The sequence below is a fragment of the Chitinophaga sp. SYP-B3965 genome, from assembly GCF_009647655.1.
Classification (GTDB): Bacteria; Bacteroidota; Bacteroidia; order Chitinophagales; family Chitinophagaceae; genus Chitinophaga.
The window spans coordinates 258,238-283,709 of the sequence record NZ_WJFD01000007.1; the positions used below are offsets into that span (position 1 = coordinate 258,238).

General features: G+C 45.1%; 16 protein-coding genes. 14 read left to right on the forward strand and 2 right to left on the reverse strand.

From position 1 onward, the window contains the following. Positions 1-38: 38 nt before the first annotated feature. The 5 genes from GFS24_RS27380 to GFS24_RS27400 all read left to right on the forward strand — a co-directional run bounded on the left by GFS24_RS27380 (position 39) and on the right by GFS24_RS27400 (position 5,847). Positions 39-1,025: a TatD family hydrolase gene (locus tag GFS24_RS27380; RefSeq protein WP_153665406.1), complete on the forward strand. Its 987-nt coding sequence runs from the start codon at positions 39-41 to the stop codon at positions 1,023-1,025. A gap of 39 nt (positions 1,026-1,064) precedes the next feature. Further along, the gene (gene eboC, locus GFS24_RS27385) at positions 1,065-1,967 is read left to right on the forward strand and encodes a UbiA-like protein EboC (RefSeq protein WP_371731319.1); all 903 of its coding nucleotides are present in this window, start codon (positions 1,065-1,067) and stop codon (positions 1,965-1,967) included. A 93-nt stretch (positions 1,968-2,060) separates the two neighbouring features. Then, positions 2,061-3,212 (forward strand): 3-dehydroquinate synthase, encoded by a 1,152-nt coding sequence (locus tag GFS24_RS27390; RefSeq protein WP_153665408.1) that lies wholly within the window; start codon positions 2,061-2,063, stop codon positions 3,210-3,212. A gap of 38 nt (positions 3,213-3,250) precedes the next feature. Continuing rightward, positions 3,251-4,459, forward strand: a complete 1,209-nt coding sequence (eboE, locus tag GFS24_RS27395; RefSeq protein WP_153665410.1) for a metabolite traffic protein EboE — start codon at positions 3,251-3,253, stop codon at positions 4,457-4,459. 20 nt (positions 4,460-4,479) lie between these two features. Then, a complete protein-coding gene (locus tag GFS24_RS27400; protein WP_153665412.1) occupies positions 4,480-5,847 on the forward strand; it encodes an alkaline phosphatase family protein in 1,368 nt (455 codons plus the stop codon). A gap of 65 nt (positions 5,848-5,912) precedes the next feature. On the opposite strand, the gene GFS24_RS27405 is transcribed toward GFS24_RS27400, so the two are convergent. Next, positions 5,913-7,274, reverse strand: coding sequence for a DUF1080 domain-containing protein (locus GFS24_RS27405; protein ID WP_153665414.1), 1,362 nt, complete (start codon positions 7,272-7,274; stop codon positions 5,913-5,915). A gap of 434 nt (positions 7,275-7,708) precedes the next feature. Here GFS24_RS27405 and atpG point away from each other — a divergent pair, with 434 nt between their 5' ends. The 3 genes from atpG to GFS24_RS27420 all read left to right on the forward strand — a co-directional run bounded on the left by atpG (position 7,709) and on the right by GFS24_RS27420 (position 10,928). Continuing rightward, positions 7,709-8,596, forward strand: a complete 888-nt coding sequence (atpG, locus tag GFS24_RS27410) for an ATP synthase F1 subunit gamma (RefSeq protein ID WP_153665416.1) — start codon at positions 7,709-7,711, stop codon at positions 8,594-8,596. Between the two features lie 123 nt (positions 8,597-8,719). Beyond that, complete coding sequence (scpB, locus tag GFS24_RS27415) at positions 8,720-10,039, forward strand: SMC-Scp complex subunit ScpB (RefSeq protein WP_153665418.1); 1,320 nt, start codon at positions 8,720-8,722, stop codon at positions 10,037-10,039. A gap of 79 nt (positions 10,040-10,118) precedes the next feature. Next, positions 10,119-10,928 (forward strand): purine-nucleoside phosphorylase, encoded by an 810-nt coding sequence (locus GFS24_RS27420; protein WP_153665420.1) that lies wholly within the window; start codon positions 10,119-10,121, stop codon positions 10,926-10,928. Here the strand turns inward: GFS24_RS27420 and GFS24_RS27425 are convergent, their stop codons facing one another. Continuing rightward, a complete protein-coding gene (locus GFS24_RS27425; protein ID WP_153665422.1) occupies positions 10,929-11,942 on the reverse strand; it encodes a LacI family DNA-binding transcriptional regulator in 1,014 nt (337 codons plus the stop codon). Between the two features lie 306 nt (positions 11,943-12,248). Between GFS24_RS27425 and GFS24_RS27430 the strand changes: the two genes are divergently transcribed. From GFS24_RS27430 to GFS24_RS27455, 6 genes are read left to right on the forward strand one after another with little or no spacing between them, the layout of a single operon-like run. After that, positions 12,249-15,404, forward strand: coding sequence for a TonB-dependent receptor (locus GFS24_RS27430; protein WP_253906610.1), 3,156 nt, complete (start codon positions 12,249-12,251; stop codon positions 15,402-15,404). Positions 15,405-15,422: 18 nt separating this feature from the next. After that, positions 15,423-16,997, forward strand: a complete 1,575-nt coding sequence (locus GFS24_RS27435; protein ID WP_216647566.1) for a RagB/SusD family nutrient uptake outer membrane protein — start codon at positions 15,423-15,425, stop codon at positions 16,995-16,997. A gap of 3 nt (positions 16,998-17,000) precedes the next feature. Next, positions 17,001-17,891 carry a DUF5017 domain-containing protein gene (locus GFS24_RS27440; protein ID WP_153665425.1) on the forward strand — a complete coding sequence of 297 codons (891 nt, stop codon included), beginning with the start codon at positions 17,001-17,003 and terminating at the stop codon, positions 17,889-17,891. Beyond that, positions 17,888-19,570, forward strand: a complete 1,683-nt coding sequence (locus tag GFS24_RS27445; RefSeq protein ID WP_153665427.1) for a sodium:solute symporter family protein — start codon at positions 17,888-17,890, stop codon at positions 19,568-19,570. Before GFS24_RS27440 ends, GFS24_RS27445 begins: the two co-directional genes overlap by 4 nt. Positions 19,571-19,575: 5 nt before the next feature. Next, the gene (locus GFS24_RS27450) at positions 19,576-22,044 is read left to right on the forward strand and encodes a glycerophosphoryl diester phosphodiesterase (protein WP_216647567.1); all 2,469 of its coding nucleotides are present in this window, start codon (positions 19,576-19,578) and stop codon (positions 22,042-22,044) included. Next, positions 22,044-25,394: a hypothetical protein gene (locus GFS24_RS27455; RefSeq protein ID WP_153665431.1), complete on the forward strand. Its 3,351-nt coding sequence runs from the start codon at positions 22,044-22,046 to the stop codon at positions 25,392-25,394. Before GFS24_RS27450 ends, GFS24_RS27455 begins: the two co-directional genes overlap by 1 nt. Positions 25,395-25,472: the final 78 nt, after the last annotated feature.

Here is a 25,472-nt window from a genome sequence, read left to right on the forward strand (position 1 = left end):
TTTTATTAATTTAACAACAATTGTAATTTGTAAATCATATGTGTTGTAGTGCTGAACTGACGGAAAAAGACATGGTACCCCAATCAATTAATCCTGCCTACCTGGATGCCATTAAAGGCATGCGTTTTTTTGACCCGCATGTGCATATGACTTCCCGCACAACGGATGATTACCAGGCCATGGCGGATGCTGGCGTAGTAGCTTTAATAGAACCCGCTTTCTGGTTGGGCCAGCCCCGTACGGGTGTGGATACTTTCAGGGATTATTACAGCAGCCTCGTTGGCTGGGAGCGTTTCCGCTCTTCTCAATTCGGCATCAAACATTATTGCACGATCGGCTTGAATTCCAAAGAAGCGAATAATGAAAAACTGAGTGAGCAGGTGATGGAGATCTTACCGCTCTTCATTTATAAAGAAGGGGTAGTAGGCATCGGAGAAATAGGGTTTGATGACCAAACGGCGCTGGAAGAAAAATATTACCGCGCACAACTGCAGCTGGCAAAGGATGCAGGACTGCCGGTACAAATTCATACACCACACCGGGATAAAAAACAAGGTACGCAGCGCAGTATGGATATTGCGATTGAAATGGGCCTTGATCCTTACATGGTGATTGTGGACCATAATAATGAAGAAACGGTGAAAGAAGTGCTGGACAGGGGTTTCTGGGCAGCCTTTACCATTTACCCCTTTACAAAAATGGGAAATGAAAGAATGGTGGAGATCGTAAAACAATATGGAACGGAACGTATTATGGTAAATTCTGCGGCAGACTGGGGGATCAGCGATCCGCTGGCAGTACCTAAAACAGCGGCATTGATGCTGGAACGCGGAATTGATAAAGCAGCCATTGAGTTAGTTACTTACCGTAATGCCATCACGGCATTTGCGCAAAGCGGCCAGATCAATGAAGCTGATTTTGAAAACGTAACAGCCGTAGATCAAAGTCTCAAATATAATGGCAGCACCGTTTTACGGGGCGGCCAGCAACCAAGACCCAACAAACAATCTACCATCATAAGGTAGAGCAGCATTGTTTTTTTTGAATAAACCTATCTGAAAAACGTGAACTATATCTTTAGCAAACTGATCGGCTATCTGCGATTAATGAGGCCCGCGAATATAATAACCGCTATAACGGATATACTGGCTGGTATTGCAATCTCAGGATTTCTGGCAGGAGGCCTGGGAGATGTGCAGACGATCTTACAGGTTACCTGTCTTGCCATTGCTACCGTAGGTCTTTATGGTGGCGGCGTAGTTTTTAATGATGTATTTGATGCTCCGCTTGACAGGATTGAACGTCCTGAAAGGCCTATTCCCAGCGGAATTATTTCCCGTACGGAAGGAATTGTGCTGGGTGTTTATTTATTGTTGCTGGGTGTGCTGGCTGCTTTCACAGTAGGCGAGCTGGCAGGATTCCTGGCTATTTCCATTGCAGTGTCTGCACTGGTATATGATAAATGGGGAAAACATCACAACCTGCTGGGACCTGTGAACATGGGACTTTGCAGGGGATTGAACCTTTTGATGGGCATGAGCATTATTCCGCATTCCCTTGAAAAATACGGCTGGCTGGCTTGTTTGCCGGTATTGTACATTGCTGCTATCACCATGATCAGCAGGGATGAAGTGCATGGCGGAAAAAAACGCACCTTACTGTATGCTGCGCTGGGTTACGGGATTGTCTATACGACCATTTTTGTGCTGGCAGGCTTAAATCATAAATTCTTTGAAGTGATCCCCTTCTTGCTGGTATTCATCTGGATGATCATGCGGCCATTGCTGGTTGCCATGAAGGAGCCGGTGGGGCCTAATATTGGAAAAGCCGTGCGGGGAGGCATTATTGGATTGATTGCCATGAATGCCGCATGGGTAGCAGCTTTTGCTCCTTTTCCCTATGCACTGGTGGTATTGGCATTTCTGCCGCTTTCCTTTCTGTTATCTAAGGCTTTTGCGGTTACCTGAACCGTTAACAATAAATCTACAGCGGATATTTCCCCTTTTTTGTACATTTAATGGTTAAAAACATTACCAGGAAAAGGCAGGGAAAGAATAGCTATGTCGTACATTCAGCAGTCATTTAGTGTTCAGTTCGAATACAAGGTCTTCTTTACAGAAAAGATCTTTGATATCGCAAATCCAGCATTTGCGAACTTCCTGGAATCACGTGCAGAGAAAGGCATCCGGAAGAAATTATTATTTATTGTAGACGATGGGGTGACCAAACATCACGATTATCTGCAGGATCAGATCACCGCTTATTTTCAAAATGTAGATGGTTTTGAACTGATCCAGGATATCATCGTAGTGCCGGGAGGAGAAGCTTCCAAGAACGATCTGCAATTATTTTACTGGCTGGTGAATACACTGGACCAGCATAAAATAGACCGCCACTCTTATGTGGTGGGTATTGGCGGAGGGTCTGTACTGGACCTGGTGGGTTATGTTGCAGCGGTAAGCCATCGTGGCGTTAAACATATCCGCATCCCTACTACCGTTCTCTCTCAAAATGATTCCGGTGTTGGCGTAAAGAATGGTATTAATTATCATGGCAAGAAAAACTTCCTCGGAACTTTTGCGCCGCCTGCTGCTGTATTTAATGATGCAGCCTTTCTTCCCACACTGGATGAAAGAGATTGGCGTTCAGGCATGGTGGAAGCCATCAAAGTGGCCCTGATAAAAGATGCAGGTTTTTTTGACTGGATGGAATCTCATGCGGCTTTACTGACGCAGGCAGATCCAACCAGTTTGCAATATCTTATCCGCCGTTGTGCTGAATTGCATATGGCGCATATTGGCGGTGCCGGCGATCCATTTGAAAGTGGTTCTTCCCGCCCATTGGATTTTGGGCACTGGAGCGCACACAAACTGGAACAACTCACTGATTTTGAATTGCGCCATGGAGAAGCGGTTTCTATCGGCATTGCGCTGGACAGTGTGTATTCCTGGTTAACAGGTATGCTGGATCCGGATTCGCTGGACCGGATCATCAATTTACTAAAAGAGCTGCGGCTCCCTTTATACCATCCGTTGCTGGAAATTGAAGATGATCAATCTGCAATTATTGCCGGGCTGGAAGAGTTCAGAGAACATCTCGGCGGCCAATTGACCATCTCGTTACTTCGTGCCATCGGCAAAGGGCAGGAAGTGCATACCATGGACCTTGCAACTTTACGCAAGGCCGTAAATATGCTGCGCGACAAATGGTGATATCCCTTATCTTAGTTTGACGGAAAATATATAAGATCATGCAAACTCCATACGGGCACCTCACGTATTGTACGAACATTCATGCAGGTGAAAACTGGGGAGAACATTTTTCTCAATTAAAAACACATATCCCTGCTGTAAAAGCCAAGGTGAGTCCTGCTGCGCCTTTTGGAATAGGGCTGCGCCTCAGCAACCTGGCCAGTCTTGAATTGTCCAAGGAACCTGCGTTGCTGGAATTTAAAGAATGGCTGAAAGCGGAAGACTGTTACGTATTTACGATGAATGGTTTTCCTTACGGTGGTTTTCACAGTGTGGTGGTAAAAGACCAGGTGCATACACCGGATTGGACAACATCGGAACGGGTAGCTTATACCAACCGGTTGTTCCGCATTTTGGCAGCATTACTTCCTGCAGGTATGGAAGGCGGCATTTCTACTTCTCCTTTATCTTATAAATACTGGCTGCGTTGCCAGGAAGAACACCAGTCTGTGATGGAAAGCGCTACGCTGAACATGCTGCTGGTAGTGGAACAACTCATTAAAACACATCGTGGAGGCGGACCTTTGATGCATCTGGATGTGGAACCGGAACCGGATGGCATGCTGGAGAATTCCAAAGAATATATCGATTGGTATTTCCAGCATTTGTTACCCGCAGGTGTGATCATGTTCAGTGACAGATTTGGCATGACGGAAGAAGAAGCGATCGTGGCTATCAAACAACATGTGCAGTTATGCTATGATGTTTGCCACTTTGCAGTGTCCTACGAAGATCCGCTGGTAGTACTGGAACGGTTACATTATTTTGGACTGAAAACCGGCAAAGTGCAGATCAGTGCAGCTTTGAAGGGACTGTTTCCTAAAGATAACAGGCAACCAGTTGTTGCCGCATTTAAAGAATTTAATGAGTCTACTTATTTGCATCAGGTGATTGCGCGTAAGGCAGACGGTGAAAAAATACATTATCCTGATCTGCCGCAGGCATTGGAGGATGCAGAAAATCCGGATGTAGAAGAGTGGCGCGCACATTTTCACGTGCCTGTTTTTGTGCAGGACTTTGGTGTGTTAACTTCTACGAGAGATGATATCAGTCGCGTTTTAGCAAGGCAGGCAGCCAAACCTTTCAGTTATCACCTGGAAGTGGAAACCTATACCTGGGAAGTGCTGCCAGCTGGATTGAAGCAGGAAATGGGGATTTCTATTGCGCGTGAGATGAAATGGGTACTGCAACAATTGGAATTATCCTAGTTTTGTATGAGAATATTTCTATGAAAAAAACGGTGGTTATTGATGTAGTGGGATTGTCCTCATCCCTGATCGGAGCACATACGCCCTTTCTGAGTGCTTATGCAAAAAAGCATCATCATTCTTCTATTAAACCTATGTTGCCTGCGGTGACCACTGCTGTGCAATCTACTTATGTAACAGGCCAGTGGCCCAGTGAGCATGGAATTGTAGGGAATGGCTGGTACGACAGCACAGATGCAGAAATAAAATTCTGGAAACAATCCAATAAACTGGTACATGGTGAAAAGGTGTGGGAACGTGCAAAACAATTGCATCCCGGCTTTACCTGTTCCAAAATGTTCTGGTGGTACAATATGTATTCCAGTGCAGATTTTTCTGTAACACCACGCCCGCAGTATTTATCAGACGGCCGTAAAATGCCGGACTGTTATTCGCATCCTGCTTCTTTAAGAGATGATCTGCAAAAAGAACTGGGGCAATTTCCGCTCTTCCAGTTCTGGGGGCCGGGAGCTAACATCCGCTCTACGCAATGGATAGCAGATGCTTCCATCCTTACGGATAAATGGCATGATCCTTCCCTTACACTGATCTATTTACCACATCTTGATTATTGCTTACAGAAATACGGACATAACTATACGCAGATAGCACCAGAGCTGGAAGCTATTGATAAGGTATGCCAGCAGCTGGTGGAGTATTATGAAAAGAGGGATTGTGAGATCATCCTCTTATCAGAATATGGCATCACCGATGTAGATCATCCTATTCACCTGAACCGTTTGTTCAGGGAACATGGATTGCTGGCGATACGGGAAGAGCGGGGCCTTGAGTTATTAGATGCAGGAGCTTCCAAAGCTTTTGTGGTAGCGGATCACCAGATAGCACATGTATATGTGAATGATCCTTCCTGTTATAAACAGGTGCGGGAACTGGTGGAAAAAGTACCGGGTGTTGAACTGGTGCTGGACAGGGAAGGGAAACGTAAACACAATCTGCATCATGAGCGGAGTGGGGATCTGGTATTGGTAGCAGATGCCAAAAGCTGGTTCACTTATTACTATTGGCAGGATGATGCGAAGGCGCCTGATTTTGCACGTACAGTAGAAATTCATCGTAAGCCGGGATATGATCCTGTAGAGATGTTCCTGAATCCGGCTGATCCTTTGGTGAAAATGAAAGTGATCGGGAAAGTATTGAAGAAAAAGTTAGGCTTCCGTTACCTGATGAATGTGATCCCATTGGATGCCACCCTGATCAGGGGCTCTCATGGAAGGATTGCAGCAGATACAAAAGATCATCCCGTACTGATCAGTACACAGCCTGTTAAAGAAGGGGTAGTGGCTACTGATGTGCATGATATTATTCTCCGGCATTTGGGACTGTTATAAAATGAGGACATCCCGAAGAGTCGGGATGTCGGTTGAAAAACAGTGAACAATGAAATAGTCGCTGACTATTTCAGAATCTTTATCTTAACACTGCGGTAGTTCACAGCATTGCCATGATCTTGCAGGAGAATATGTCCTTTTGGTGCCATACCAAAGTTGGCGATCTTCTCAAACTTGCTGCGTGCAACAAGTGCTTTGAAAATATTATCACCTCTTACGTAGCTTACTACTTTATGGCCATTCAGCCAGTGCTCTACACGATTGTCGGAATATACTACTACACGGCCGTGATTCCATTCACCGATCTTCCTGAGGGAATTGGGGAATTTATAAGAAGGGATCAGGTCGTATAAAGAGCCTAATGTACGATTACCGGCAGCGCCCAGTTTAGCATCCGGATGTTTCGCATCGTCCAGCACCTGGAATTCAGGGCCAATAGCAGAACCCTGGTTGTTCTCAGATTCTGTCACAAAATACTTCACACCGCTGTTAGCACCTTCTGTGAGTTGGAAATCAAATTCCAGGTCGAAAGCTGCAAACTCTTCATCCGTAACAATGTCTCCACCGTTGGTAGATTCTTTTCCGTCAGCTGGTGCTACACTCAGGATACCATCTTTAATAGCCCATCCTTTTGCAGGGAAAGCTGGTTTGTGTGCGCCTCTCCAACCTTTGGTTGTTGAACCGTCCCACAGTAAGCGAATTCCCTGGCGTTTTTCCTGTTCGGAAAGTGTGTTAGGGACATTATTTACTACATACACATCATCATAAGGAGAATACTGAGAAGCCGGAGGATTTTCCATGATGCGGATGTTTTTCCAGCGGATGGTTTTATTCGCGTCTTCTTCTTTTTTCCCGATGCCATGTACCTGCAGGGCAATAAAACCGGAAGGTAATTCAGCATCTATTACGTGTGCGGCTGGAACACCATTAATAAAGGTGCGGATCTCAGAACCGCGGCATTCGATACGATACTTGTTCCAGGTGTGGGCTTTGTATGCTTTTTGCGCAACGGGGTTCAGATCCAGGGGATATAACCAACCGCGGCGGCCTTCTTCATAAATTCCACCACTCCAGGCACGTGGGGCAGGGTCTACTTCCATCTGGTAGCCAAAAACCCGGCCATTCTGGTAATCGGCTTTACTTTGACTGCGGAACTGGATGCCGGAGTTGAAATCCTTATCCAGTATGTATTCCACCTCAAAGATAAAATCACCGTAATCCTTTTCCGTAGCCAGGAAGGAGTTTGGTTCTGCGATCACGGTAGTACCAACGATCTCTCCGTTCTTAACTGAGTACTTAGCTTTGCCATTCAGCTGCTTCCAGCCTTTCAGGTCTTTGCCATTAAAAAGGTTCTGCCATTTACCGCTCTGTGCAAAAGTGGCTGTCATCCATAGCAATCCGCAACCTAGAAGGATATACTTTTTCATGGAACTTGTGGTTTGTATCAGAAAAGCTGCCGAATGCAATCCGGGCATTTGCAAGTGCTGCTTCTAATTATTTAATTTGACCGATTTGCTCACGGTACCCGAAAACGTGGCTCCAAAGGCACAGGGGCCTGGACGGCAGCCAAGATAGAAAATTCCCAACAATATTTGCAAACGATTGCAAGAATCTTATAATCCTGTTATTGTGTCAAAAAAGTGTCAGTACCGGAGAATGTTCGTCTAAAATTCATTGGTATAAGCCCTTTTTGCATGATTTCCGGCTCCAAGATAAAGAAATCTGATTATTTCTGAATGAAATACTGACCAGAATCAGGAGAAATATATAGGGTGGAATTTCTGATTTATAGCCTCTTTGATTACCTTTGCAGCCGAAAATGGAAGGACGATCGTCTTTCTATATAAACCTTTTAAAGTATATGTCTGGACAGCTTAAAGAAGTTCGTAACCGTATTAAATCCATCCAGTCTACCCAGCAGATCACAAAAGCCATGAAGATGGTAAGTGCTGCAAAGTTGCGCCGGGCGCAGGATGCCATTGTTCAAATGCGTCCTTACGCTGTGAAGCTGCAGGAAATGCTCCAGAATATTGTGAGCAGTTCTGAAGGGGATATTGATCTGGCACTGGCAGCTAACCGCCAGGTAGAAAAGGTGCTGCTTGTGGCTATCACGAGTGACCGGGGATTATGTGGCGCTTACAACTCCAACGTTATTAAGCTGACAAAACAGGCGATCCGTGAGAAATATGCTACCCAATATGCCAAAGGCCAGGTAGAGATCCTGCCGATCGGTAAAAAGGCGTTTGAGCATTTTTCCAAAAACGGGTATAAAGTGAACGACAAGTACTGGCAATTGTTCTCCCATCTCAGTTTTGAGAATGTGAAAGCAGCTGCAGCCGTGGCTATGGAAGGTTTCATCAGCGGAGAGTATGATGCGGTGGACATTGTTTATAGCGAATTCAAGAATGCTGCTACCCAGCGGTTCAAAATAGAGCAGTTCCTGCCCATCGGCAAAGTGGAAGTGATAGAAGGGGCCAGCACACAAAAAGCGGATTATATCTTTGAACCTGAGAAAGATACGCTGATCGCTGAGCTGATGCCGAAGATCCTGAACACCCAATTCTTTAAAGCAGTTCTGGACGGTCATGCTTCTGAACATGGTGCGAGGATGACGGCCATGGATAAAGCCACTGAAAATGCCGGGGAAATACTCCGCAGCCTGAAGATTGATTACAACCGTGCACGCCAGGCGGCCATTACCACAGAATTGACGGAGATCGTAAGTGGTGCGGCAGCTTTGATGGGTTGATCTTATGCACAAATAATCAACAGCATAATATTTATATTTCTGAAAAAATGTCAAAGGTCTTATTTTCGGCCTTTGACATTTTTGTTTTGAGAAGCCGGCCCTGTAAGCCAAAATTAATTAGCCATGGAAATTTCCCAGCTCATCCCACATGTAGAAGCATTGATCTTTGCCGCAGACCGGCCTTTACCGGCGGCGGACATTTTGGAGCTGCTCAATAATGCCCTGGCCTTCCTGGAAGACCGGGCCACACAGGAACAGGTAGATGGGGCTATAGAGGCCATCCAGGAGAAATATAACTCTGAGTTCTATGCATTCTGTGTGCGTGAAAGTGGTGGTGGGTATCAATTCCTGACCAAGAAAGATTATTACCAGACTGTTGCACAGCTGAATGGGGAGAAGTTCCTCAAGCGCTTGTCTACAGCGGCTTTGGAGACATTGGCCATTATTGCTTATAAACAACCGATCTCCAAAGGGGAGATTGAACATATCCGCGGGGTGAGTACAGACTATTCCATCACTAAATTGCTGGAGAAAGAACTGATCGTGATCTCCGGGCGTAGTGAAACGCTGCCGGGGAAACCTTTGCTGTATTCTACTTCCAAGGCGTTCATGGATTACTTTGGGTTGAATTCTCCGAAGGACCTGCCGCAGCTGAAAGAGTTGTTTGAAGAAGATTTTGTGGCGCCTACGCAGTTGACGATTGAAGGGGGCATAGAGGAATTGAGGGTGGATGATGAAGAACTGCTGGATGAAAACGGGCAGTTGATCGTTTTGGAGAATGGGGAGTTGACGGAGACTACGACGGTGATGATGGAGGATGATTTTACAGGGGAGGTTTCTGAGGAGGATGATCTTGATAGGTCTTCGGTGATAGAGGGGGAAGAGGATGTTCCTGAGATTGAAGCGGCTTCGGCTGTTTCGGAAGATGAGGGTGTTGAGGTTGAAGGGAGTGAAGAAGAGAGTGAAGAAGAGAGTGGGGAAGAAGAAATCGAAGTTGAAGATAATGAGGATGCTCCAGTTGTTGAAGCATCTGTTTCGGATAGTGAGACTGAGGAATCTGAGGAGGAAGTTGCTTCTTCTTCTGAAGAAGAAGAAGGTGATGAGTCTGAGGAAGAAGGTGATGTTTCTGAAGAAGAGGGTGAGGAAGAAGAGGCTGATGAGTCTGAAGGGGAAGATGAAGAAGAGGGAGAAGAAGGTGACGAAGATGAAGACGAAGAGAGTGATGAAGATGATGAAGACGAGGACGAGGATGACGAGGAAGAAGATGATGAGGAAGATGAAGACGATGAAGATGGGGAAGAAGATGAGGATGACGATGACGAAGAAGACGAAGGCGATGATGAAGAAAAGGAAGATGATGAAGAAGCAGAGATCGAAGGTGCCGATGACAGATTGAATGACGAAGAAGAAGATGAATCCGACGAAGACGTTGATAAAAAATAAAAACATTTCCATACAACAAACGGTTCCAGGGAGTACAGTCTCTTTGGAACCGTTTATTTTTATGCTTTAATTTGCACCCATGACATTACAGCAACAACTTTCAGAAACCAGCACCTTCCTTCAGCAACAGGGCTTTGGCGCTGCAAAGGCAGGCATTGTTTTAGGCACCGGCCTGGGAGAACTCATTCATAAGATAGACATCCATAAAAGCATTCCTTACAGCCAGATCCCCCATTTTCCGGAGTCTACGGTAGAATCACATAAAGGCCAGCTGATCTTCGGATACATTGGTAAAGTAGCTGTAATTGCCATGCAGGGCCGTTTCCATTATTACGAAGGATACAGCATGCAGCAGATCACTTTCCCGATCCGCATCATGAAAGCCCTCGGCGTGGAAAAATTACTGTTAAGCAATGCTTCAGGAGGCATGAACCCCGCTTACAAAAAAGGTGATCTGGTACTGCTGAATGATCACATCAACCTGCAACCGGAAAACCCATTACGCGGTTTAAACTCTCCTGAATTTGGTCCAAGATTCCCGGATATGAGCAGGCCCTATGATGTGTCGCTGGGAGAAAAATTGCAAGCCGCAGCAGGTAATAAAATGCATACAGGCGTATACGTTGCGGTGACTGGTCCCAACCTGGAAACCCGCGCGGAATATCGTTTTCTAAGGATGATAGGAGGAGATGTGGTAGGCATGAGCACAGTGCCTGAAGTAATTGTAGCCAACCAGATAGGATTGCCCTGTGCAGCCGTTTCCGTTGTAACAGATGAATGTGATCCGGATCATTTAGTACCCGTATCCATTGCTGAGATCATTGCAGTAGCCGGTAAAGCAGATAAAGTGCTGAGCGGGATCTTTGCTGAAGTGATCGCCGGTTTATAGTTAACTGGATTTCCTGATGATCAGTTCTGTTTTCAACACACGGATGATGGTTTTCCAATCCGCCACATCCCGGTTGATCTGATCAATTAATAATTGCGCCGCTGTTTGCCCGATCTCTTTTACAGGTTGGGAAACAGTGGTCAGTGAAGGTTCTATGAGGCCGGATGCAAAGTCATTACTGAAGCCTACTACGGCAATATCTTCCGGTACATGCAGTCCTCTTTTTTTGATCACCTGGATGGCTTCGATGGCGGTAGGATCATTCACGGCAAAAATGGCATCCGGTGGATTATCCATATTCAGCAGGTGGTTCACATAGATCTTTACTTTATCTACATTCAGATCATAGGGGATCACCAGTTCTTCATCAAATTCAATATTATTCTTTCTTAACGCTGCCGTATATCCATTCAATCTTTTCTCACTGATCTTCAGAGAAGAAGGCCCGGCCAGGTGAGCGATGCGTTTGCGACCTCTTTCTATCAGGTGGTTCACTGCACGAAAGGCCCCATCATAATCATCTACGATCACTTTCGGCACATCCATTTCATCACAAACTCTGTTAAAGAATACAATGGGAATGCCCTTGCGCTGGAAGATCTTCAGGTGATCAAAGTTCCTCGTTTCCTTGGTGATGGAAACCAGGATACCATCCACCTGGTTAGCGAGCATCACTTTGGTATTGGCCACTTCCGTTTCATAGGTTTCGTTGGATTGACAGATCACAGTATTGTATCCTGCTTTGCTGGCCACTTCCTGTGCGCCGATGATAGCTTTTGGGAAATAGGAACTATGGAACTCAGGCACGATAATGCCTATCGTATTCGTTTTTTTGGTAATGAGGCTGATGGCCAGCATGTTTCGCTGGTAATCCATTTTTTCTGCAAATTCCAAAACCGCCTGCCGGGTAGCTGCGTTTACACTAGGGTGGCCGGTTAAGGCCCTGGAAACTGTAGATTTTGAGAGGTTCAGCTCCCGCGCAATATCTATGATGGTTACCTGGTGTCTTTTCATCGTTTGCTTTTTTGCTTCAGTAAAGGAACGAAATAATCTTCATCTTGGGAACATTCCCACAAAATGGGAATGTTCCCAATGAAGAAATAGTTGTTTTGATGCGCCATGGATACGTGTTAGTTACAATCTTTGGTTATAACAAATTCGCACGTATGAAAAAGCTGTTGCTCACAATTGGCTTTCCTTTGCCTATTCCATCTATTTTTGTAATCAACCATTACCATGCTCATTCCATCGTTTCCCGAATAAGCCTTCTCTGTCCCTTTACTTCATGATTCATCGAAATCTTTTAAACACGTTGGTTGTATGAATATTACACGTTTGATACTGTTGCTTTGCATTTTTTTCACGGCAATGGGTTCCACGGCCCAAACGCCCACTGCAACAAAACTGATCACAGGTAAAATAACTGACACCGAGGGGCTGCCCCTTGAAGGTGTAACCGTATTGGTAAAAGGTGCTGCCGCCAAAGCGCTCACCAATTCGGAAGGCGTTTATAACATCCGTGTGGAAAATTCCGCCGGCGCCATCCTCATCTTTTCTTACGTGGGTTTTTTAACGAAAGAAGTGAAGATCACAGCTACGGCTACTGTTTACAATACCAAACTGGAGACTTCCGTAAAAGGGCTCAATGATGTAGTGGTGATCGGTTACGGTTCAGTTAAAAGAAAAGATCTTACCGGTTCTGTAGGAGATGTGAAAATGAGCGACCTGGAAAAAGCACCGGTTCCTTCATTTGAACAAGCGCTGGCAGGAAGGGTAGCTGGTGTGCAGGTATCTTCTTTTGACGGTCAGCCGGGCGCTGCATTGAATATCGTGATCCGCGGTAATAACTCCGTAACACAGAGTAACTCTCCGCTGTTTGTGATAGATGGTTTTCCGATAGAGAATCCGGTGAACAATGTGATCAATCCGGAAGAGATTGAATCCATGCAGATCCTGAAAGATGCATCTGCTACCGCCATTTATGGTGCAAGAGGTGCAAACGGTGTGATCCTGATCACCACTAAAAAAGGAAAGGTCGGCGCACCTGTTGTGAAATACCAGACCTGGATGGGCGTATCGCAGAACCTGAAAAAGCAGGAGATGCTGAGCCCGTATGAATTTGTGAAGTTCTCCCTGGAGCAGAACCCTGGTATGTATACACCGGTTTATCTTTCCAACGGCAAGAAACTGGAAGACTACAAAAACGTAAAAGGTGTGGATTGGCAGGACCAGGTTTTCCGGGATGCTTTCATGCAGAATCATAGCCTGTCCGTTAGGGGAGGTACTGAGAAAACAAAATATTCCTTCTCCGGAAACGTCATGGGGCAGGATGGTATCATCATCAACAGTGCTTTCAAACGTTACCAGGGAAGAATATCGCTGGATCAGATTGTGACTGATTTTGTAAGGGCCAGGATAAATGTGAACTATTCTTCCACCAAAACAAATGGTACGATCTCTAATTCTACCAGCACCACTGGCTCTCCTTCAGGACCTACTACCAGTTTGATGTACAGCATATGGGGGTACCGTCCTATTACCGGAGATTCTGCCAAGGATGAAAATTTAATCGACGATCTTTTTGATCCAAGTGTAGACCCGCTGGCAGAATATCGCATCAATCCCATCCTTTCTACCAAAAACGAATACAATCCTGTTTTCAATAATACTTTTTCTACCAATGCTGATATAGAGATCAAACCGGCAAAATATTTCCTGTTAAAGATCTCCGGCGGTATGATCAAAAGTGCTATCAGAAGAGAGGTCTTTAATAACTCTAATACCCGTTTGGGTAATCCAAAGAGCAGCACGCTTGGTGTAAACGGTTCTGTGAGAAATGAAGAAATGGTGAACCTGCTGAATGAAAACACACTTACGTATTCCCGCAGGTTCAATAAAAATCACAACCTGAATGTACTGGGCGGTATCACCATGCAAAAAGTGAACTATTATAACTATGGTTTCTCTGCCAACATGGTGCCCAATGAATCTCTGGGCATGAGTGGACTGGATGAAGGAATTGTGAGCACTGCGCCAACTGAGCGGTCCTCTAATGCACTGATGTCTTTCCTGGGCCGTATTAATTATGATTATAAATCACGTTACCTGTTCACCGTAAGTTTCCGTGCGGATGGTTCTTCTAAATTTGCTCCTGAAAACAGGTGGGCTTACTTCCCCTCTGGTGCATTTGCATGGCGGATCATTGATGAATCATTCATGAAGAATATTCCGGTGCTCTCCGATGCTAAACTGCGCATAGGTTATGGTTTAACAGGTAATAACAGGGTGAGTGATTTCGCCTATTTATCTTCCCAGCAACTCTATCCTTACTCCGGTTATTCATTTGGTGAATCTCCTGTACAGGGTATCATTCCCAACAACCTGGGTAACAAAGACCTGAAATGGGAAACTACAGAACAAACGGATATAGGGTTGGATCTTGGTTTCCTAAACAACCGCATCACCCTCTCCACAGATTATTATAAAAAGAATACCCGCGACCTCTTGTTGCTTGCCACATTGGCTCCCACAACTGGTTACGCCAGGGGCTATCGCAACATCGGAAGGGTTTCCAACGAAGGTGTTGAATTCACCCTGAACACAATGAATATTCAAAACAAGAAATTCAGCTGGTCTACCAACTTCAACATTTCATTCAACCGCAACAAAGTACTGCAACTGAATCAGGACGAACCAAGTTTAGCTACTCCCATCACCTGGGGTAACTTTAACAACGCTTATCCATACATCGCTATTCCCGGTCACCCTATTGCATTGTTCTATGGTTTCCTGTTTGATGGTGTGTACCAGTACAGCGATTTCAACCAGCAAGCCAATGGTACCTATGTGCTGAAAGACAGAGTACCTAATAACGGACAACCAAGAACTACTGTTCAACCCGGTTATATCAAGTTCAAGGATATTAACCAGGACGGACAAGTGGATAATAGTGACCTCACCATCATTGGTAATCCTAATCCGATCCATACAGGCGGTTTCTCCAACAACTTCACTTACGGCGCTTTTGATCTGAACGTTTTCTTCCAGTGGAGTTACGGGAACGATATCTTAAATGCCAACCGTATTGAGTTTGAAGGTGGTGATGTAGTAAGGAGTTACCTCAACATGTTTAAATCTGTAGCAAACCGCTGGACACCGGAGAACCAAACAAACGAACTGTATAAAGTAGGAGGTCAGGGTCCACTGGTATATTCTTCCCGTACGATTGAAGATGGTTCTTACCTGCGTTTGAAAACAGTATCGCTGGGTTATAACATGCCATCTAAAATAGTATCAAGGGCACATATCAAAGCGCTCCGGTTATATGCATCCGCACAGAACCTGGTTACCTGGACGAATTACTCCGGTCCTGATCCGGAAGTATCTGTAAGGCCCAGTGCTTTAACACCAGGTTTTGACTGGTCTGCTTATCCAAACACCAGAACCATTACGTTCGGTCTTGATCTCACTTTTTAACGTTAAATGCTGTTTACAATGAAACGCATCATCATATTATTTGTATTGGCCGGTTCCATGCTCAGCGCTTGTAACAAGTTCCTGGAAACAAAACCGGAAGACTTTGTAACACCGGATAATTATTTCAACACAGAAGCAGACCTGGACAGGGCACTGAATGGTGTGTACAACAGGCTCGTGGATAATTTCGGGAGAATGTATTCCCGTGGTTTATTCAGCTTCCTTTCCATCAGCGATGAATTCTTTTATAAGAACATTACCATCACCAATCTCAAAGTAATGGACTTTGATGCTGGCCAGCTGGATGTAGGAAAACTCTGGGAAGTAGCTTACCAGGGAATTGACAGGGCTAATATCTTACTGGAAAATTTAGATAAACCGGAAATGGATGAAGCCAAAAGGAAGGCCATTAAAGGAGAAGCATTATTCCTCAGAGCCTATTACTATTTTATCCTCGTGGATAATTTCGGTGGTATTCCTTTAAAGCTGACATCTACCAATAACCCGCTCGAAAAATACCTGCCTCGTTCATCTGTAGCAGATGTATATGCGTCTATTGTGAATGACATGAAAGCAGCGGATACGCTGGTGAATGTATCCGGCAGTTACAATTATAATGAAAGAGTAACAAAAACTGCGGTAGAAGCTATCCTGGCGAGAGTATATCTCACCATGGCCGGCGAACCGCTGAAGGATGTAGCTAAATATAATGATGCACTGATCTATGCAGATAAAGTGATCAATTCCGGCAAACATTCTCTCAATCCTGATTACAGCCGCATCTTCATCAATCACTCTGAAAATAAATACGACCTGCAGGAGTGCATCTGGGAAATTGGCATGTTTGGCAACCAGCTGGGCACTACACAATTAGCCGGTGCCGTAGGGGTAGAAAATGGGTTGGAAAACCTGGTGGATGATAATATTGGTTATTCCAATGGTTCTCTGAAAATAACTGCCCGCATGTGGAACCTCTATGCCGCCACGGACCTCAGAAGGGATTGGTCGATAGCGCCCTACAGATATGTATTGACCGGAGGTGTTACCACTAAATCATTCTATACAGCTGCGCAGATCTATGATCGTACGGTTGGTAAATGGCGCAGGGAGTATGAAACACTACTGCCAAAGAACAGAAATTACAATTCTACCAATTTTCCTGTGGTGCGGTATTCAGATGTATTACTGATGAAAGCAGAAGCAGAAACACAAGTGAGCGGAGCCCCCACGGCAGCAGCTTACGAAGCCATCAACAAAGTACGGCGGAGAGGTTACGGTAAACCTGTTAACACACCGGATGCTACGGTAGACCTCACAGCAGGATTAGGCAAAGATGCTTTCCTTTCACAGTTACAAGATGAGCGTGCCAGGGAGTTGGCGTTTGAAGGCATGCGCAAACATGACCTGATCCGTTGGGGCCTTTATCTTTCTAAGATGCAGTCACTGGCCGTGGATATCACAGCTAATGCACCATCAGGTTTTAAATATGGCGCTGCCGCTGCAAAAAATACAACTGCCAGGAACTTAGTATTCCCTATTCCTAATACAGAGATCACCGTTAATCACCTGGTCACTCAAAATCCAAACTGGTAAAACATGCGTAACATTATATATAGTCTGCTCTCAATTGGCCTCTTCGCTTCTTGTGCAAAAGAAAAAGTGGAAGGACAGAACTTTCAGGTATCCACGGCTTCGCTTACTTATAAGGCAGGTGATTCCGTGAAGTTCTCGATCAGTGGCAACCCGGATAACCTGATGTTCTATTCTGGTGAACAGGGGCATAAATATGAACTCAGGAAACGGGATAGTGCAGAGAATGATCTGCAGATAGATTTCAAAAGCCTGGTGCAATTTGGTCTCATCTATCAAAACCTGCAACTGATGGTGTCTAACGACTTTAATGGCAAAGCGGATACGACTTCCGTAAAAGCAGCCACCTGGACGGACATTAGCAGCAAGGCGGTATTCTCTGCAGGAAAGGATAGCGTGCCATCAGGTATTATCAGCCTGAAGCCTTATGTGAATCCACAAAAGCCTTCCTCACTGATCTATATCGCATTCAGGTATACGGATTACAAAAAAACACAGGGACAGAACAGGTGGGTGATCAGAACTTTCGCTGCCAACAACATTGCCCCGGATGGAACGGTAACACCATTGGCTGTAATGTCCACCGGCGGATGGACGCAGGTGAATTTCAAGAACACAGCTTTTGTATGGAGCCTCTCCGCTGCACAATTACTGATGCCCAGCAGCACAGCTACGGCAGATGATAATGAAGACTGGGCTATCAGCAAAGGATTTGATCCTACTTATATTAAACAGGATGTAGGCACAGCGCTTAAGAACATTAGTACCACTTTACCGGAGTTCTCTTATGTGTTTACAAAACCCGGTACTTATAAAGTTGTATTTGAAGGATCTGCTGTACGTTATAATGGCGAACAACGGACAACGAGAGAAGTGACATTAACTATTACACCATGAGCGCAGCGATTGATACGTCTGTAATTGTAGTATTCTCCATATTTATTATGCTGGTCGGTTTCTCGTTTTCGAGAACCGGCCGCAATTTGAAATCTTTCTTTGCTGCAGGAGAAGCCGTGCCCTGGTTTATAGGGGGATTATCTTTATTCATGAGCTTTTTTTCCGCAGGTACTTTTGTGGCCTGGGGATCTATTGCTTATAAGTATGGCTGGGTAGCCATCACGATCCAATGGACCATGTGCATAGGGGGATTAGTGACGGGTTTATACCTGGCGCCTAAATGGAAAGCCACCGGCAATCTCACTGCTGCAGAATTTATCCGGGAACGTCTCGGAGAAGCAGTGCAAAAAAGTTACATCTACATTTTCATGATCGTATCACTGATGATCAAAGGATCTGTATTGTATTCTGTTGCAAGGCTGGTGAGTTCTTCTCTTGGATTTCCTTTAATGCCCAGTACGGTAGTGCTCGGATTGTTCATGATAGCTTATACTGCCGTGGGTGGTCTCTGGGCTGTAATGGTAACGGACATTCTGCAATTTGTGATCCTCACCGCTGCCATCCTCATCATCATTCCACTGGCATTTGACGCAGCAGGTGGTGTGGAACATTTTATTAAGTTCTCCCCGCAGGGTTTCTTTGATGTAGTGAATGGTGAATATACCTGGGGTTTTATCCTTGCCTTCGCTTTATACCACATCTTTTATATTGGTGGCAACTGGACGTTCGTGCAACGTTACACGAGTGTGGATACCCCAAAGTCTGCTTCCAAAGTAGCGTATCTTTTTGCCGGGTTGTATATTATCAGTCCTGTGTTGTGGATGTTGCCGCCAATGTTATACAAAACCATCAACCCTGGTTTGCAGGGCCTGGAAACAGAAAATGCTTACCTGATGATCTGCCAGCACGTATTGCCTGCTGGCCTGATGGGGCTGATCCTCACAGGGATGTATTTCTCTACTTCCGCATCTGCCAATACTGCATTGAATGTTGTATCGGCTGTGTTCACCAATGATATCTACAAAGGTACCATCAATCCTAAAGCTTCTGATAAAAAACTGATGAGCGTAGCACGCATTTCTTCCTGGTTCTTTGGGCTGGGCATGATCATCGTGGCTTTGATCGTTCCTTACATCGGTGGGATCGTTGAATTTACTTTGAGCATTGGTGCTATCACTGGTGGTCCATTGTTGGCTCCGCCTTTATGGGCTTTGTTCTCTAAACGTTTAACCGGAAAGGTGACCTTGTATGTAACAGGGATCAGCCTTACGGCGAACCTGGTATTTAAAATTATTCTTCCTTTCCTCACAGAATATAAACTGAGCCGCGCTAATGAAATGCTGCTGGGTGTTGGCTTACCATTCATCATGCTGGCATTGTATGAGATCTATGCTTATTACAAAGGGCGCACCAGTGAAGAGTATCTGCATTTGAAAACCCTGAAGGCTGAGCGTAAAGCATCGCCTGTACTGGTAACTGTTGAAGAAGCATTTGAAATACAGAAGCAGAATAAGTTTGGATTGAAGGTGATTGCCTTTTCCCTTTGTTTCATTGCAGTATTATTATACGTACTGTGTTTCTTCTCAGCAGGAAGCGCATCACTGGTAGCTGGTATTGCTACTGTTATTCTTTTATCCTCCCTGATCCCTTTACGGGCAGCAGGTAAGGTGAAACTATGAGCAAAATGATAAGAAGTTTGTTCTTCGCGGGTTTGTTGATGGGATTCTCTGCTTCGGCACAGGTATCCCTGAAAAGTGATGCCCTGCAATTACACTGGACTAAAAACACGGACGGTTGGAAGTTAAACCAGTTGTCCGTTAAAAATAAAAAAGCCTGGGTGGCTTTACCTGCTGTAAGTGGTGAATACACTTTGTTATATGCAGCAAACCTCCCGGATTCTACTTTTAATAACAGTTTCCCTGAGCCGCAGTATCATTACATTGTTCCTTTGTGGAAGGCATTGATACAACCAGTGCCTATGAATACAGCGGGGGAGGCGGTGCATTTTTATCCTTCTGATGCTGTAACGGCTGGAAAGGAAGTTCTTTTTAGCAAACATTCAAAGGAAGCTGACATTACTGCTTCCTGGCGAATAGATCCTCAGTTCCCATCTGATATCCGGGTAAAGATCACCCTAACAGCCAAACAAACCGGTTACTTTTCTCTGGCCACACCTACTGTAGCAACTGTTAAAGAAGCAGAGCTGGCATGGGGTGGTATTCCTGGTTATTTCCAGAGTAATGCCATTGAGCATGATTTCGTAAAAGCGAATGTGTACATGCAGGGTATTCCGGATAAACCGGTGATCGTTCGGGAAAGAACAGCGGCTACTTTATCGCCGTTCATTTCTGCTAAGAATAATATCACCATGGCCGTGATCCCTGATCCGGGCACAGGAAGAGATCCCTGGGAGCGCGATGCGAAAACACAATCCACCTGGCAATTGGGGCTTTCTTTAATGAACAGGAAAGCCAGTCTTACACCTACTGCCTATCATCCTGTGCTGGGTGAGAAAGGTTCTCTCTTGCAAAAAGGGGATACGGTTTCTTTCTCCTTCAGGTATACAGTGCAATATGCAGACTGGTATACGGTGTACAAACATGCGGTAAATGATGTGTATCACTTTGCTGATTTCCTCGCATTGAAAAAAACATCGCAGTCGCTGACCAGCCGGATCTTGTCCATGCACAAATACCTGGTAGATGCAAAAACGTCTCTGTGGAAAACAGAAGATTATAAAGGATTGACCATTGGCGCACAGGCTTATTTGGGTGGTGTATACGGTTCTGAGAAAGACGCCATGAAGAATTCTGATTATGGTGCTATGTGGATGCTGGCTAATATCACCAATGATCCTGCATTAAAACAAGACCGGCTACCTTACGCACGGAACTTCAAACTACAACAACAAGATCTCACAACTGGTTTCTTTTATGGCGCTGCTGCCGGTCAATATTATCTCACCAAAAGCAAACGGTGGACAGAAGAGTGGGGGCCTTATGTAGAGCCTGTCGGCCTTACTTATTACATGTTGATGGATGCCGGTAATATATTGTTGTTTCAGCCTAAGGACACTGCACTGAAACATACTTTGCAACTGGCTGCAGATAAGTTACTGGCATGGATGAGTAACAGCGGGCAATGGCAGGTGGCTTATGATCATGTTACACAGGCACCGTTGTTTAAAGAGGTGGAAGACCTTCGTCCTACTTTTTACGGCTTACTCATTGCATATAAAATACTGCATAACAAAAAATACCTGGATGCTGCAAGAAAGGGCGCTGACTGGTATATCAAAAATGCTGTAGAGAAAGGCCACTTCCTTGGTGTATGCGGAGATACCCGTTTTGTACCGGATTTTGCAACCGGTCAGAGTGCGCAGGCATTACTGGAATTATACGATGTAACGAAAGAAGAAAAATACAAACAGGCGGCAATTCAAACAGCGAGGTTGTATACTACTTCTATCTACACACATCCTATTCCTACTACCAAAGAGAAAATAGTGAATGGTGTTAAACGCCAGGATTGGGAGATCAGCCAGGTAGGTTTAAGTTTTGAACATGGCGGTACATTAGGTTCTGCTAATCATCGTGGTCCAATTTTGCTGGCGAGTCATGCCGGGATGTTTGTAAGAATGTTCACGCTCACCCATGATTCTCTTTTCCTCAATATGGCACGCGCTGCTGCATTAGGCAGGGATGCCTTTGTAGATAAAGAAACGAGTGTGGCGTCCTATTATTGGGATGTGATGAATAAAGGTGCTGGTCCTTATCCTCACCATGCATGGTGGCAGATAGGCTGGATCACAGATTACCTGCTGGCAGAAGCAGAAATGCGTTCCGGTGGACAAGTGAAATTCCCCAGGGGTTTTATCACACCAAAAGTAGGCCCGCATCAATCTTATGGTTTTGCACCAGGAAAAGTAAATGGCGTAACGGCGGATTTATTGCTGGAAGAAGGTTTACTCAAAACCACCAGCCCTTACCTGGATTATTACTGCGCCATTAACCGGGAGCAAAAGAAGTTGTTCTTCATTTTGCTGAACAATGACGATGAAGTGTTACAAACAAACATTCAAATAGCCGATTCAACTATCCCTATAAAGATCCCACCCTATGGCATAAAGGTGCTGGAGACAAAACAGAAGTAATGAAACTTTATCTCAAACATACCTGGTTCTTTATCACGGTCTGCTTATTAAGCGGGTCGGCCCTTCATGCCCAGCAGAGTTATTTTATAGAAGCAGAAGATTTCAATTTCAAAGGTGGCTGGATGGCGGAGAAGCCTATTGGTGGTGTGAATATTTCCAACAATAATATCCTCCGTGTATTGGGCGGAAAAGTGAAAGCGGCAGATGCGATGGCGGTGATCGATGTTAAAGCGGCAGGTAATTATACCGTGTGGGTACGTGCAGCAGATTATCCAACTAATAATCCCGGTACCCGTTTATTCCGGGTAGCGGTGAATGAACAGGCCATGGAGGAATCCGGTAAACATGGGAAGGATGGTTACTACTGGGAAAAAGCAGGTTTCGCTAAAATGGAAACCGGCGAAAACGTGATCCGGCTGCAGGATTCCCGCGGGAACTTTGGCAGATGTGATGCCGTGTTGCTCACAACAGAAACCTTTAATCCAAATGAGCGGCCGTTAGCCGGTCTGCAAAAATATAAAACGGTACAGGTAGCTGTTAAGTCTAATCCGGTAAACATTCCTGTTCCTGTTACCCCTGCAAAGATAAAGAACGATGCACCTGTACTGGCAGCGATCAGCAATAAATACCTGCGGTTACAATTCCTTCAGGCAGAGCAGCGAATAGCTTCCCGCACAGATATACAACGCAATGGTAAATGGACGAGCATCAATGCGGATAATGAAGAGAACAGGATCTTACTGATCAGTTCAGACGCACCGCAAATTGGTTTCGGTAATTTCTTCCCTTCCTGGAATGGTTCCATCGGCTTCAGCAGTTTTACCAGTAAAGGAAAATCATACACCATCCTGGAACCGGATAACCTGAAGAATCCTTTCCTGGCAGGAAAGCTGACGGCTTTCATTCCTGCAGCTGTAAAAAAGATCAACGATCATACGCTGGAAGTTAGTTATCGTGCAGAGGATGGTCAAACGATACAGGGGATTTGGGAACTGGCCACACATCATCTTACGCTCACCCTGCAATACACACCAAAACAAACCGCTTACTATAGTCTGGCAGTGGCTGCGTTTCAGGGCGTAACGAAAGAGAAAGTTGCTCAGATACAATTACCTCCTATGTTCCAGTATCAGCGTATTCCGGAACAACCGGTGATGCTGCCTTCCGCTCTTATGCCGCAACCATTGGCCATGATGGAAATAAAGAGTGAACAGGGTATGCTGACTACTTTCATTACCCGCGCAGCTACTGATTATCCATTGGATTGGGCAGTATCCAACAGGTCTAAGATCGGATTCAGCATTAAGAACGAAAGGAATGAAGTGCAGCCCGTTGCATTGTCTCCCGTGTTAGGATTGGATGATTCTAAGATCACAGCAGCGCAACCATTGAAACGTACTTTTATCATGGGTGCTGTAACAGCTAACTGGAATGATGCATTGGAGTATATCTCAGACAGTATTTTTAAAGTTAAAGATTATCGCAGTCAGCATAATACTTCCCTCACGAATACCGCTTTCAACATCATCGATCTTATCAAAGATGATAATGCCGGTGGTTGGGATGTTAACCTGAAAGGATTTTATGATATTGAAGCAGAGCCGAAAGGAGCACCTACGGTTGTGCAATCGGCTCCACTGGCGGTGATCTCTGCGGCTATATTGGGAAGGGATGAAGATATGTATATCAAACGGGCATTGCCTGCCATTGAATATACTTTGTCCCGCAGCGGATTCAGATCCAGCAAAAAATCAGTTTTAAGTCCTTATAATTCTCAGTTCACCACGGCCTATTACGAAGGGCTGAACCAGTTACTGAATGAAGCGAATCCCTGGTTGAAGAAAGTAGCGTTACCAGATAATAAGATCAGGGCTACGTTAGGTTACTCCGTAGTAGTACCAGGATTTTCCCAGGACCTCGCTGCTTATCGTTTAACGAAAGACAATAAGTGGTTGCAATCTGCTAAAGAAAAAGCAGCGATATTTCTTAGGGATGAAGTGTATGGTACTAAAACAGCACCTCTCACCAAACAACCTTTTTACAACACTTCCTTTTATGCCAACTGGTGGGACCTCACAGATCTTTACGATATCACACACGATACTACTTATTTAAATGCTGCCGCTACAGCTGCTTTCCAAACCCTGATCGGTGTGCGCGCTTATCCTGCAGTGGAAGATCAGTTACAAACTATCCACGCCGGCAATACATATGAAGGCAATACTACTTTATGGTGGAAAGGAGGGGAGAAGTACCGCCTTGGTTTCCCTCGTCAGCCAAATGATGTACAGGAGAAAAAAGTACCGCAGGCATTGGTATCACCTGTAGGGCTTGGGTTTGAACAGCCGTATACTTTTTTCAATCCTGGAACGCCTGTGCGCCATGTATTCATGAGCAGCTGGGCGCCCCATCTTCTACGCTTATTCGATCTCGATAAAAGGAAAATATTTGAAACCTACGCCCGTAACGCCGTCATAGGAAGGTTTACCAACTATCCCGGTTATTACGCCACAGGATTTACGGACGTTCCCATGTTGCCGGATTTCCCTTATAAAGGGCCGGATGTAAGTTCCATCTACTATCATCACATTCCACCACACCTGGCTTTCACATTGGATTTCCTGATCACGGAAGCTATGCAGCGTTCAAATGGCAAAGTGTTGTTCCCTTACGGTAAACAAGATGGTTTTGTATGGTTCAATAACCGGATCTTCGGCGGCGGCAAAGGAACTATCCTGGATGATAAGAACGTGAGCCTGTGGATGAAAAAAGGACTGGTGCAAATTGATAAGCCCGAAGTGAATTACATCACCGGTATTTCTGAGGACCGCTTCTGGATCATTCTGCTGAATGAAGCACATCAGGAGTTATCCTGCAAAATAGACCTGGGTAAAGAAGCCCCGGTAAAAGATCATACCAGTGCCACCTTTTACGCACAGCCAGATGCTGCGCCTGCTACGGCAAAAATGGAAGGAAGGGAAATGAATATAAAACTGCCTGCGACCGGTTTTGCTGCCCTTTCTTTCCCGCTGGCAGCAAAACAACCTGCACAAAAGATCACCCCGGTGAAAGATGGCATGCAGGTGATTGACTTGGGTGCCACACTGGGTAAATTTTATGCTTTCAGGATCAGGTCTCCCTTTGGATGGGATTCCATTTATGGTTTCCTGGAAAACAATCCCGGGCCAGGTACAGTAGTAACCGTATTGATCAACAACCTGGAAGAAATTAAGAACACCGCGCCATACGAATGGAGCCATCATCCACTTACGCCAAAAGAAAAAGCGGAAGTAAAGGTGCATGTAAAAACACCTGATGGTTCAGTGCGGGAAGGCGTGCTCAATTTATAAACGGAAGCCACAACAGTTGTTGGGAACATTCCCGCAATTTGGGAATGTTCCCACCTGATTTAAGCAACGGTATCGGAA